7 protein-coding genes are annotated in these 13,285 nt (G+C 55.1%); 6 read left to right on the forward strand and 1 reads right to left on the reverse strand.

Annotated features, from left to right (window positions below):
- Positions 1 to 35: 35 nt before the first annotated feature.
- Entirely contained in the window at positions 36 to 3,674 is a 3,639-nt protein-coding gene (gene mfd, locus JR346_RS07925) for a transcription-repair coupling factor (RefSeq protein WP_205482164.1), read from the reverse strand.
- Between the two features lie 457 nt (positions 3,675 to 4,131).
- Between mfd and JR346_RS07930 the strand changes: the two genes are divergently transcribed.
- From JR346_RS07930 to JR346_RS07955, 6 genes are all read left to right on the forward strand, one after another.
- Entirely contained in the window at positions 4,132 to 4,776 is a 645-nt protein-coding gene (locus JR346_RS07930) for a hypothetical protein (RefSeq protein ID WP_204877360.1), read from the forward strand.
- A 151-nt stretch (positions 4,777 to 4,927) separates the two neighbouring features.
- Positions 4,928 to 8,059 carry a fibrinogen-like YCDxxxxGGGW domain-containing protein gene (locus tag JR346_RS07935; protein WP_205482165.1) on the forward strand — a complete coding sequence of 1,044 codons (3,132 nt, stop codon included), beginning with the start codon at positions 4,928 to 4,930 and terminating at the stop codon, positions 8,057 to 8,059.
- A 733-nt stretch (positions 8,060 to 8,792) separates the two neighbouring features.
- Complete coding sequence (locus JR346_RS07940) at positions 8,793 to 9,536, forward strand: CDP-alcohol phosphatidyltransferase family protein (protein WP_205482166.1); 744 nt, start codon at positions 8,793 to 8,795, stop codon at positions 9,534 to 9,536.
- A gap of 1 nt (position 9,537) precedes the next feature.
- Entirely contained in the window at positions 9,538 to 10,461 is a 924-nt protein-coding gene (locus tag JR346_RS07945) for a glycosyltransferase (RefSeq protein ID WP_205482167.1), read from the forward strand.
- 20 nt (positions 10,462 to 10,481) lie between these two features.
- Positions 10,482 to 11,780 (forward strand): O-antigen ligase, encoded by a 1,299-nt coding sequence (locus JR346_RS07950; protein ID WP_205482168.1) that lies wholly within the window; start codon positions 10,482 to 10,484, stop codon positions 11,778 to 11,780.
- Between the two features lie 3 nt (positions 11,781 to 11,783).
- Entirely contained in the window at positions 11,784 to 13,262 is a 1,479-nt protein-coding gene (locus JR346_RS07955) for a lipopolysaccharide biosynthesis protein (RefSeq protein ID WP_205482169.1), read from the forward strand.
- Positions 13,263 to 13,285 lie beyond the last annotated feature (23 nt).

Below are 13,285 nucleotides of genomic sequence, written 5' to 3' on the forward strand. Positions count from 1 at the left end.
GGGTTGTTCAAACAACCCGCCCGGTTTTTTGCCCGCTAGTGTGAGGGTGCTGTCGCCGGTGCTTTCTCACGCAGAATCAAGTCAATGAAACTGTGCGTCCAGTCCAAGATTTCCCGGTCGACCAAATCCTTACCACCGATTTTGGCGGTCTTAGGGCGAGGTAGCAGAATCTGCCAGTCCTCAGTACCGGGAATCTGCTTGTACAGCGCGCCGGGGTACATTCGCTCCAAACGCATTTTGCGAGATTCCGGCAAATCGTTTACCGGGAAAACCCGCACTTTGGTGCCCATCAGCTGAATCTCACGCACCCCCACCTCACGGGCGGCAATCCTCAGCAGAGCCACCTGAAAGAGGTTTTCGGTAGGCTCAGGTACAGCCCCGTAACGGTCAATCAGTTCTTCACGCACCTCGTCCAGTGCTGCCTCACTGGTAGCCTGGGCAATTTCACGGTAGGCAGCCAGACGTAACCGCTCAGATGAAACATACTCATGCGGCAGATGGGCATTGACCGGAAGCTCAATTTTCACTTCAGCAGGTGCAGCCTCTGTATCATCACCGCGATAGTTAGCCACAGCCTCCCCCACCAGCCGCAGATAGAGGTCAAAACCAACCCCGGCAATATGACCGGACTGCTCACCACCGAGTAAGTTACCTGCACCGCGAATCTCAAGATCCTTCATCGCCAGCTGCATACCCGCGCCCAACTCGTTATGAGCAGCCACCGCTTTCAGACGCTCCAAGGCAACCTCGCCCAAGGGCTTATCCACCGGATACAGGAAGTAGGCATAAGCACGCTCGCGACCGCGCCCCACGCGTCCGCGCAACTGATGCAACTGTGACAGACCGTAGTTCTGCGCACCATCAACAATCAGGGTATTGGCATTAGAAATATCGAGGCCCGTCTCAACAATGGTGGTACACACCAGAACATCAAAACGGCGCTCCCAAAAATCAACAATAATCTGCTCAAGACGCGACTCGCTCATCTTGCCGTGCGCCACCGCAATACGGGCCTCGGGAACCAGCTGCTGAATCTCAGCGGCGGTTCGCTCAATGGAAGACACCCTGTTATGTACGTAGAAAACCTGCCCCTCGCGCATCAGCTCACGACGAATGGCTGCGGTGATCTGCTTCTCCGTCTTAGCACCCACATAGGTGAGTACGGGGTGACGTTCCTCCGGCGGGGTGGCAAGGGTAGATGTCTCGCGGATGCCCGTCAGCGACATCTCCAAGGTACGGGGAATAGGCGTAGCCGACATCGCCAGCACATCAACATTAGTACGCATGGTCTTCAGCTTTTCTTTATGCTCAACACCAAAGCGCTGTTCCTCATCGATAACGACCAAGCCCAGATCTTTAAACTGGGTTGTTTCTGACAGCAGACGGTGAGTACCCACCACCACATCAATAGAGCCGTTGGTGATGCCCTCTTGAATTTCCTTGGTCTCTTTTGCTTTTTGAAAGCGTGAGAGCACAGCAACACGCACGGGAAAACCAGAGAATCGTTCGGTAAAGGTCTCGTAGTGCTGCTGTGCCAGCAAGGTGGTGGGCACCAGAATCGCTACCTGTTTGCCGTCCTGCACCGCCTTGAAAGCAGCACGCACCGCGATTTCCGTTTTACCGTAGCCCACATCGCCTGAAACCAAACGATCCATGGGAACCTCGCGTTCCATATCGGCTTTGACATCGTTAATAGCCGAAAGCTGGTCAGGAGTTTCATTGTAGGGAAAAGCCTCTTCAAGCTCTCGCTGCCAGGGGGTGTCAAGGGCAAAAGCGTGCCCGCGCGAAGCCTGACGGGCTGAGTAAAGACGAATCAGATCAGCTGCGATTTCTTTAACAGCCTTGCGAGCGCGTGATTTGGTTTTTGCCCAGTCGCTACCGCCCATCTTCGAGAGCGTAGGTGCGTCACCGCCCACATAGTTTGAGACCTGGTCGAGCTGGTCAGTTGGCACGAAGAGGCGGTCTTTGGGGGCACCGCGTTTTGAGGACGCGTATTCCAAGACCAGGTACTCTTTCATGGGTTTAGGCTGACCCGGTGTGGTTACAGCCCCCACGATGGGGCGCTGGGTCATTTCGATGAACTGACCGATACCGTGTTGCTCGTGTACCACGTAATCGCCAGCTTTGAGGCTCATGGGATCAACGGCTTTTTTACGGCGGCGCACGGGCAGTTTACCGCTGCGCAAGTCACGAGTGGTATAGGGGCTGACCTTACCCAAGATATCTGCTTCAGTGAGCAACCCGATTTTATGTTCATCGAGCATAAAGCCTTTGCCCGCGGCAGCGGTAGTGAGTTCAATGATGCCAGCCGACGGCTCTGCCACCAGGTCATCGGTACGGGCAGCCGGTATCTCAGCCTCAGCAAAAAGCTCGCTGAGGCGTTGTAAGGGACCGGTGCCGTCGGTGACAGCCACGATGCGCCACCCGTCCTTAACCTTGCGTCCCACCTCATCTAGCAAATCGCCCACATTACCTGCAAAAGAGTGGGGAACGCGCGCGGAGTAGGTAAAGACCGAAGAATCATGGTCGCCTTCATCATCAACACCCAAGGCAGTAAAAGACCACCAGCCCATTGCTTGCTCAAAAGCAAGAGCACGCATCTGAGCGATAGTTCTAAACCCGCCGGAGGCGAAAGCCCCACCGTTTTGACCCAAGTCCAGGGGTGCGTCCTGCCCGTCAGAAGCTGACTCCCAAGCCGCAAACAAGAATTCCTCGTTGGTTGCCACCAAATCATGGGCACGCGAGCGCACCTTCTCGGGCTCAAAAATCAGCGGCAGAGAGCCCTCCGGCATCAACTCAAGCAGGGTAGTCATCTCATCCACCAGGAGCGGGGTCAACGACTCCATGCCCTCAACGTAGATGCCACCGGCGATTTTTTCGAGCATGGCGGCTGCGCCGGGAAAGTCGTTTTTAAGTTTGGCGGCACGGCTCATCACCTGCGGGGTAATCAACAGCTCACGGCAGGGCGGGGCTGATAGAGAGGTGGGAGCAGTTGTAGAGGTGATAGTGCGCTGATCTGCTACCGAGAACCAGCGCATGTTCTCTATCTCGTCCCCGAAGAATTCGATGCGCACCGGGTGGTCTTCCACCGGCGAAAAAACATCGAGGATACCACCGCGCACCGCAAACTCGCCGCGCTTAGAGACGAGGTCAACGCGGGAATAGGCTGCTTGGGCGAGGGCTTTGACTACCCCATCGAAATCTTGTTCTTCGCCCACGGTCAGTTCAACGGTCTGCATCTTCTCAAGACCGGTGACGATTGGTTGCAAGAGAGCGCGCACCGGGGCGATAACTAAGGCCGGGCGGTTCGGTGAGTGCAGAGCACGAATCACCTTCAGGCGCTGCCCCACTGTATCGCTGCGCGGCGACAGCCTTTCGTGAGGCAGCGTCTCCCACGCAGGGAAGATCTCTACCAGTTCTTTATCAAGATAGGAGGCAATAGCTGCCTCAAGATCTTCAGCTTCACGGTCGGTGGCAGTCACAGCCAGCACCGTTGCCCCGGTGGACGCTCGCACCCCGCGGGCGAACTCGGCAGTCAAAGCGGGGCGAATACCGTCCACCGCACCAATTACTAAATCATCGTCACGCTCAGCCAGCGGACGCGCTGCCCGTTGCGCCAGCATCCCAAAGCGTTCATCGGTGTGCAGTAGCGAGAGAAGACCGTGCAAAGTCATGGATTCTACCTTTACAAAAGTGGCGATGGATCGGTTAGAAGCGGTGAAATAATAACGGTACTGATTCTACCTGCCAGCCTCCACCAGGCAGTGGCGATTAGATCAGAAGCATCAAAAACAGCTATGGGCTAAAAACAGTTCTTACCTACGAGAAATCTAAAGGTGCAGAAGACCTTTATCACAGATTTGTGGGCTTTTTAGTGCTTTGTTTCGTACCCACAACCGGTTAACATAGTGCTCTAGGGAATTCTTCAACGCAGATTTTAGGGGTGAAGCTGAGATTCACCGCCTGGTTTTCACACATCAGGTGTCGGTGTCAGCTTCAAATAATCTGTGGTGAAACAATAATTATTAGGGGAAATAGTTTATGTCACAGCATATGCTGGGCAGTGCTAGGTTTTTGCAACCTTCGCGCGCTGCAACTGTGTCAAGAATAGCCTCGCTAGGGGTTATAGCCGTGCTCGCTCTTGCGGGCTGTTCCGGCGGTCAAAATGATACTGGTGCGGACGCTTCTGTCAGTCCGCAGTCAACCGTTGAAACACCTTCAGAAGCACCTGTTGCTAACAGCAAGGTTGCAGAAAAACTAGAGTCTGCACCGCAGGTTAAAGCTAACGCCGAAGAAGTTGTTAAGACAGAAGAGCTCTACAATTCCTTTGAGCAAACTCTCGCTGAGCTAGAAATGGCGCAGCCCCAAGCCGAAGAAAACGATGGAGGCTCCGCAGAATCTGCACCCGAGAATAAAGACAGGTTTGCAGAGCTCAGCGCCACCTCCCAAGACCGGGTACACCAGATTGCTACCGGTAGCGCCGCCGATGAGTTTCTCGCTCAGGCTCTGGAGTACGGACTCAACGGTTGGGAACAAAAAGGCAACTCAACCATTGTGGGCGAACCCAAACTTACAGACGGTGAGTACAACGGCGAACCCGCTAAATTGCTTGAGGTCTGTCTCGATTCCTCCGATGTTGTTGTCAAAGACAGCGCGGGCAATGTTCTCAACGATTCAGGCGCCTCAAAACGCTCGCTGAATATCTTTACTCTCACCGAAGTTGACGGAACCTGGAAAATTTCCAGCCACGAGTTCCCCAATAACCCCGACTGCTAAAGCCCCTGGTCAGCTTCAAATCACAGAAGCAGCACTAGGAACTTTTAGCTTCATATCACCTTTTATATTTCTCTTTTGGGTTTTCTCAGGTCACCTGCGTCTTGTTCTCTAGCGGTACCTGCACCCACCGTACTGAAAGCTATCTTTCACCATGAAATTCCGTAACCCTTTTAAAATTGCGGCGGGCGCTGTAGCGGTAGTGAGCGTAGCAACTTTGCTACCTTTGGCTACCGCTGACAACGCCGAAGCGGCAACCGACGGTTCAAGCAGCGCTACCGCTGCCGCGTCCTGCTGGGAAATCAAGCAGAAGAACCCAGAAGCGTCCTCAGGCGCTTACTGGCTCTTTACCCCGCAGATGGACGCACCTGAGCAGTTCTACTGCGATCAGGAAACTGATGGCGGCGGCTGGGTCATGATTGGCCGAGGACGCGAAGGCTGGACAGAGGAATACACCGGCAAGGGCAAGCCCGCCGACATGGCAAATAACCCCGACGGTACTGATGCTTTCGCTCCCATTCAGCTTCCCTCAGAAACCGTGGACGCCCTGCTCGGCGACCAGCCCGTTAACCAGCTGGCAGACGGTGTACGTTTCGCGCGCCCTCTCAACCCCAACGGCACCGGGGTTCAGAACGTTTACGCTAAGCGTGCCTCCCAGGAAGACTGGAGCTGGGCTCTGCGGGCTAAAGCTCAATGGCAGGATATCCGCTTTAACGCCCCCTCAAACTTTCTTTCAGCAAGCGGCCGGTTCGGAATGTCCTACGGCAGCCTCGCCAACTTCGACCCCCGTTACAAGCGTCTAGAGTTCACAGCAGGTAGCGAAACCAACTGGAAGCTAGGCTTCGCTTTCGGCAACCTGGTGCGCGGCAACAACAATGCTGAAACCTACCACTGGTCCAAGGGTAATAACCAGCACTCTCCTTTGGGCTTCACCCAGGTCTACCTGCGCCCGAAGCTCACCCAGAAGAACCTGAACTTTACAACTATTGCTGATGCCGGCACCCCCGAGTCCCAGAGGCGCGCACTGCCCAACAGCTTCACCTCCGCGTGGAACTGGCGCACCTCAGATGCAACCGGCAGCGGTGCTACCGGTGAGATGAACTCCTATGTTCAGGCAATCACCCAGGTAGGCAACACCGTCTTCATTGGTGGTGACTTCAAGCACCTCGAATCAAAAAACGGTGAGACCGTCAACCAGTCCTACATCGCTGGTTTCGATGTGAACTCCACCGAGCTGGTGCGCACCTTCATGCCCAAGCTCAACGGCCAGGTCAAGACCATGGCTGCTCTGCCCGGTGGCAAGCTCGCTGTTGGCGGCGATTTCACTCGCGCTAATGGCACCCCCGTCACCAACTTCGTTATTTTTGATCCCGCAACCGGGCAGATTGATACTACCTGGGACTGGGATATCGCCAACCGCGGCGCATCCGGTGTGACTCAGGTGAAGACCCTTGAAGTACAAGGAAATTACCTCTACGTCGGTGGCACCTTCACCCACGTTAAGGGTGATACTTCAGGCACCTACGCCTTCTCGCGCAACGCCGCCCGCTTCGACCTCACCAACGGCAGCGTCGACTGGAGCTGGCGTCCCAACTTCAATGGCACCGTCAACGGCATTTCAGCCGCTGAAGATGGTCAGAGTGTTCACGTTGCAGGTTACTTCTCAACCAACCACAGTGCATGGGCTTGGAAGCTCGCGGCGCTAAACACCACCAACGGCAAGAACCTCACTCGTTGGGACTGGGAGCTGTCCAACGGCACCACCGCCAACACTCGTCAGGGATTCCAGTTTGACGTTCAGGACACCGGCGCACACGTATGGGCCGCAGGCGCCGAGCACCTAATTGCCCAGTACCAGAAGGGCTCCTACAAGCGTCTGAGCTCATCCATTACCAAGAGCGGCGGCGACTTCCAGGAAGTAACCTACAAAGACGGCGTCATCTACGGTGCTTGCCACTGTGGCGACTGGATTTACGAGGGTGGACGCTCATACCGTGCCCCCTGGGAAGAAAACAACAACGTTCATACCATTCGTTTGACCACCGCCTTTGACGCTGTCACCGGCGAAGTGCTTCCCGATTTCGCTCCCCTGCTACAAGGCAAGTCAGGCTTCGGTGTCTGGTCGCAGTTCTTCGATTCCAACGGTAACCTGTGGGTTGGTGGCGACATCAACCGCTCGTTGGGCGCTAACGGTGCCCAGCCGACCGTAGGTTTTGCTCGTTTCACCCCGCGTGATGTTACTCCCGCGGCTATTCCTGCCAACCTCGCGGTTACTACCGAGGGCGGCTATGACAAGCTCACTTGGAACTCGGCTGGCAACGGTCTCACCTACCAGATTCTGCGTAACGATCGCGTCATTGGTACCAGCACAGCTACTTCATTCGAGGTAGCTCATCTTGATAATGCACGCTACTTTGTGCGTTCGGTAGATCAGGCTGGTAACTACTCAGCATCTACTGCAGCTGTTGCAGTAGGTAAGGCTGAGGAAGCTCCCGTTGTAGAGCCTGTAGCTCCTATCGAGGAGCAGCCCGAAACTCCTGTGGTTCCCGAAGAAAAGCCTGAGGCACCTGTAGAGGACGAGGCTAAGCCCGAGGCTCCCGCCGTTGAAGAGCAGCCCGAGGCTCCCGCTGCCCCCGCAGAAAAGCCCGAAGAGGATGCTCAACCTGACGTAGAGCCTGTAGCGCCGGCTGAGCCCGAAGCACCTGTAGAGGACGAGGCTAAGCCCGAGGCTCCCGCAGCACCTGTTGCTCCTGATGCACCCGCCGTGAACCCTGCGTTCAAGGGCAAACTGATTGCAGCCGGCGCTCAGTGGCAGTACATCACCGACATCAACGAGTGGCAGCGCAAGAACTGGTACACCATCAACACCTCAGTGACCGGTTGGAAGACCGGCACTGCGCCCCTTGGTTGGGGTCCCGGTGTAGCAACCACTCTTGAGCGAGGCCGCTACGGCATGCCGATTTCAATCCAGGCTCGTCACGAGTTCAACCTGCCTACTACCGTTCCCGCGGGTAAGAAACTCGTTCTTCACACCCGCGCAGATGACGGCGTCGCCGTGTATGTCAACGGTGTTGAGGTAGGACGCCAGAACCTACCTGCCCAGCATTACCCCCTGACTCCTGCAGATTTCGCTGTGGATACTCAGTTCGCTATCGACAACCCGGTAGTTATTGAGGTTCCCAGCCACCTGCTGAAACAGGGTAAGAATGTGATTGCGGTCGATTCGCACGCGCGCCGTCGCAGCACCGCTAACCACACGATGGAGCTCACTGCATCGTGGCGCTAAAGCTTTGAGATAGGTTCCAGTCTCTCTGGATGGTGCCCCCACACAGTATTGAGGGTGGGGGCACCTGTTTTATAGTTTGTGTCTGAGGATAAGGCAACCCCAGTGCACGGGGTACACTACAGGGTGCGTAGGTCACAGGTTTAGCGGGAAAACGCCATTACTATTTTTTATAAAGTCCACGTATATAAAGAAAGGTCTTGAGCATGAAGAAACCATTTTCACTTCGCGTCAGCGCTGTTCTCGCGACCTTGGGGCTATGATAGCCGCTGCTGCCTCATGTTTTTGAGCTTAAGCAGAACGACCCCAAGGCTGAAAGCGATGTCTACTGGCTCTTCATCCCTTTAGATAAACGCACCCGATCAGTTCTACTGTGACTAGGAGACCAAGGGCGGCTGAATCATGATCGGACGCGAGGACTGGGTTGAAAATGATAACGGTCAGGGCGCCCAGGCTCCCGCAGACTCCTGGAACACTCCGGGCACATAACCTCTACGTTCTGAGGTATAAAACCTCTGCACACACCTATCGCCCCCTCACAAAGCTCAGGGTATAGAGGCACCTTCGATGTGGCGGGCATAAAACGTGTTTTATTTCGTTACGGAGGTATGTACAACCTAGAATATATAGACACGCTTGAGATAGATCAGTACTGAGCGCAGTGATTTCTTGGGGAAGAATCAACCGCACCGGTGCTCTACAGGCATGATTTTTGGGGATTCAACAGGGGGAAAGTATGAACTCTGCACGTTCAGTGCGTCCACGGGGTTTTAAAGATACGCTGGCGGCGCTCAATAGCGCGCAGAAGCCGGGTATTGGAGTGCCTGCCTACACCCGCTGGGTGAACCGTCATGTTGCCCGTGTTTTTGCGGCAGCCGCGGTGAAGTTTGGTATTACCCCCAACGGTGTGACCGCTATTAGCGCGGGGTTCTCTGCTCTTGGTCTCTTGGTTCTGCTGTTTGCTGCGCCCACGGTTGTAACCGGTTTTCTGGTTGCTTTACTTTTTGCATTGGGCTACGCCCTTGATTCTGCTGACGGGCAGGTTGCACGCGTGACTGGCGCTTCTTCTCCCGCTGGTGAGTGGTTGGATCACGTGGTTGATTCGGTTCGTGTGCCCTCAGTTCACTTAGCTGTCCTCGTTGGTTTTGTCCGTTACAGCGAGCACTGGGCTTTCACCGGCTGGCAGCTATGGTGGTTGCCGATGGCGTTCACGGTGGTCACTGTTGGTCATTTTATGAGCCAGATTCTTGCTGAGCAGTTGCGCAACAACCGCAAAACCGCTGCCCCGCCCACCGGCGGACCGTTGCGTTCTTTTGTGAACCTGCATATGGATGCCGGTACTCTCTGCTGGATTTTTGTTTTTTGGGGTTTCGGCTTGGGTTTTATCGTGGTCTATGGTGTGCTTTTTGCCGGTAATTTGCTCACCGTGCTGGTGTCAATGCGCCGCAAGTACATTTCTCTTTCATCCTCAGGTGCCTAAGATGTCTTACCCTCGCGTTTCAGCTGTTATCGCAACCATTGGTAGCCGCCCAGAACTGCTACGTACAGCGGTCACCTCAATCTTTAATCAGGACTACCCCGGTCACCTTGAGGTTGTTGTCTCCTATGATTACGTCGAGATTGATTCGCTGAGTGATCTTGAGGTGCCCGTCAACCGTTCTCTACTGACAGTGCAGAATACCCATGTCTCTGGTCTGGCAGGCGGACGCAACACCGGTATCGAAACCGCTACCGGCGAGCTGGTGGGTTTCTGCGATGACGATGATTTCTGGTTTACCTCCAAAGTTTCGTGCCAGGTTGAGCTGTGGCAGCAGCGTCCTGATGCAGTTGCTGTCTCTTCAGGTATTACTGTGCGTTCCGGTGGTAAAGATATTGTGCGTCTGGCACCTGAAACCGCCTCATTCGATGATTTTTTGGTATCTCGTATTACCGAAATCCACCCCTCGGCAATGCTGTATCGCCGCGCAGATCTTGTAGAGGGCGGACGCATTGGTGCGGTAGACGAGCTGCTGCCGGCGTCCTACGGTGAGGACTACGATTTGCTCCTGCGTGCGACCCGCCACGGTGAGGTCTATTCGGTTCAGGAGCCCCTTGTACTGGTGCTGTGGGATCGCCCTTCTTTTTTTGCTGGTAAGTGGCAGAACATTGCCGCTGGTCTCACCTACCTTCTACAAAAATTCCCCGAATTTGAGCGCACCCCCAAGGGTACTGCACGTATTGCCGGGCAAGTTGCTTTCGTACACGCGGCTCTGGGCAATCGTTCCCAGGCGCTGGCGTACGCGCAATCGACCCTGCGCAGAAACCCCCTACAGCTGCGTGCTTGGGCTGCCCTGCCCGTGGCGTGGGGTCTCATTAGTCCTGATATCTTACTCAAAGCCGTTGAGAAGACGGGGCGAGGTCTTTAGCCCCGCCCTTATAGGTTCTTATGCCCCAGACAGTATTTATCTCCCGATCGCAACTGCGCAAAGCCAGGCTGGCTGATGAGGTCGCTAACTACCGGTTAGCGCCCCTACCGGCGTGGCCTTTGTGGGTTTTGCTCTATGCCTTTCCGGTGATTTGGGCGATGGGTCTGATGCAGTTTGCACCCACCCTTTTGGCTGCGGTCATGCTCATGTACATGTATCTGCGGCGCTCCATTATTACCTTTGGTCCGCAGTGGCTGTGGATGGCGCTCATTGCCTGGTGTCTACTGTGTGTAGTCGCCCTCGACAGCCCCAGCCAGTTTTTGGGGTGGGCTCTGCGTTTTATCAATATCTTCAATGTTGGGGTGTACTCTCTCTACTTTTTGAACGCGAGAGAGAAAATTTCAAACCAGTCGATGCTGGGAGGTCTCTTCGTGGTCTGGCTGACGGTGGTTGTCATGGGCTATATGGGTATTTTCTTTCCCGAAGCCAGGCTAATCACCCCGATGTCTTACGTTCTGCCCGATAGCCTGACCCGCAATGAACTGGTGCGCGACTACGTTATGCCGCCCATGGCTGAGGTGCAGATGCCCTGGGGCGCGCCTAAGCCTTATATTCGCCCGTCGGCACCTTTCCCCTACGCTAATAGCTGGGGTTTGGCATACACTTTCCTGACACCCGTGGTCATGGCGATCTACGCTGCCGTGCTATCTTGGCGAATCCGTGCGGTGCTCACTGTCTTGCTGTGCGCGTCCGTGGTTCCCGCTATTGCCACCTCAAACCGCGCGATGTTCATCGGGCTGGGAGTCTCTGCCAGCTACGTAATTTTCCGGCAGGCGCTTAAAGGACGCTGGGTAGGAGCTATCTCGGGCATTCTCATCTTTGGTGGTGCCGCCCTGTACATGTGGCTATCGGGTGCAGCCACGCAAATTCTGGGCCGTCAGGAATATTCTGATTCAACGGGCGGACGCTTAGCACTCTACGAGGCAACCTGGGAAGCGACCCTCAAATCGCCTTTTATTGGTTACGGCACCTCGAAGATGAACTATGAGATTGGCGTTTCGATGGGCACCCAAGGCTATATGTGGGCGCTAATGTTCTGTTTTGGTCTGGTCGGTCTGGGCATTTTCTTGCTCTTCATTGGTTTTTCGATTGCCAGCACCTGGCGTGTGCAGTCGAGTGCAGGTATGTGGGTTCACTCGCTACCGATTGTCACCTTGAGTGTCTTTGCTTTCTACAGCTTGGATATCATGCAGCTTTCTACATTGATGCTGTGCATCTCGCTCATGATGCGCTCCAAAATCTACGGTGAGGGGCTGTAAGTCATGGCAAAATCTCTTGCGAAAAGCGGTGCGCTGGCATCGCTGTGCGTGATGTACGGTGCGGTTGCTGCGTTTGCGGCGCAGTTAGTCGTATCTAACGGCTTTGGTGCCCAGGGTTCAGGTACTTTCTTTCAGATTATGGCGCTTTTGACCGTGGGCACTTCTCTAGCGGTATTCGGCGCTGATACTGGCTTGGTACGCATTATTTCTGCCCAGGTAGCAGTGGGACGCGGTTCAGCCGTTCGTTCCTTGCTTAAGTTTGCGGTAATTCCTGCTGTGTTGTTTGCCTTCATTATTGCCAGCAGCTCTCTGATTTATGCTCTGCCAGCGCTGACTCCTGATATGCCGCAGGTCTACCGGGCGGTGCTGTACGTGTCCGCACCTTTTATCGTTGCTTCAGCCTTGATGACCCTGTGCTTCGGGGCGCTACGCGGGCTTCAGCAGGTGGTTACCTTCACCGTCTTGCAGAACGTTCTGCTCCCCTCGCTGCGTCTGCTCGCTGTTGTTGCTGTGGTAGCCCTTGGCGCAGGTTTTGTGTACTTGGCTCTTGCCTGGTCGTTACCGGTTCTATTGGTGCTAGCTGTTGCCGGTTACTTGGTCTTCCGTTATCTACCGCGTACCGCCGATACCGTGCAGGCGGACGCTATTGTTGCCGAAACCGCGAAAACCTTCTGGGGTTTTAGCTCGGCGCGAGGGGTAGCGACCATCGTTGAATCCATTCTTGAATGGATTGACGTTATGCTCATTACTGTCTTTATGGGCGTTGCCGCCGGTGGTATTTACGGTGCTGTTAACCGCTACGTGCGCGTGGGGGCGATGGTGGAACACACCGCCCGCATGGTGACCGGCCCGGCGATCAGCGCCTCCCTCGCCACAGGAGCCACCGACCGTGCCCGCACCATTTTTGTGAACACCACCCGCGTACTGGTGGCTATTGCCTGGCCTTTCTACCTCACCATGATGTTCTTCGGTCCGGCGCTTCTCAGTTTTTTCGGTAGTGAGTTCACAGAAGCTGCCCCCATTTTTTGGATTATCTGTAGCGCCATGATGCTAGCAGCAGCAGCTGGCGGTGTTCAGTCGGTATTGCTCATGAGCGGTAAATCCCGCTGGCAGCTCTATAACAAGCTCTCTTCTCTTGCTGTAGCTCTGGTGCTGAATCTACTGCTGATTCCTGCCTGGGGGCTTGCCGGTGCGGCGACCGCATGGGCAGCGGCTGTACTCACAGATACGTCACTCGCTGCCTACCAGGTCTTCAAACACGTGGGAATCCGTGCCAGCGTAGCTGAACTAGCACCAGCCGTCATATTGTCCCTTACGGTAGTGGGCGGCGGAGCGGGCTTAGTGAGCCTATTGGTAGGGCAGCACGTCACGGGGCTTTTGGTTCACCTGGTTGTTGTACTAGGACTCTACGGTCTGCTGGTACTTAAAATGAGAAAAAAGTTGGGTATCGCTTCCTTCCTTACCTCTCGCAAAAAACATTAGAAAATAGATCACACGATGAACGT

The organism is Rothia sp. ZJ932 (assembly GCF_016924835.1).
GTDB lineage: Bacteria > Actinomycetota > Actinomycetes > Actinomycetales > Micrococcaceae > Rothia.

Bases quoted from the DNA above. Each gene is read 5' to 3' on its own strand.
- mfd (WP_205482164.1), bottom strand. From the start codon at position 3,674: ATGACTTTGCACGGTCTTCTCTCGCTACTGCACACCGATGAACGCTTT.
- JR346_RS07935 (WP_205482165.1), top strand. From the start codon at position 4,928: ATGAAATTCCGTAACCCTTTTAAAATTGCGGCGGGCGCTGTAGCGGTA.
- JR346_RS07940 (WP_205482166.1), top strand. From the start codon at position 8,793: ATGAACTCTGCACGTTCAGTGCGTCCACGGGGTTTTAAAGATACGCTG.
- JR346_RS07945 (WP_205482167.1), top strand. From the start codon at position 9,538: ATGTCTTACCCTCGCGTTTCAGCTGTTATCGCAACCATTGGTAGCCGC.
- JR346_RS07950 (WP_205482168.1), top strand. From the start codon at position 10,482: ATGCCCCAGACAGTATTTATCTCCCGATCGCAACTGCGCAAAGCCAGG.
- JR346_RS07955 (WP_205482169.1), top strand. From the start codon at position 11,784: ATGGCAAAATCTCTTGCGAAAAGCGGTGCGCTGGCATCGCTGTGCGTG.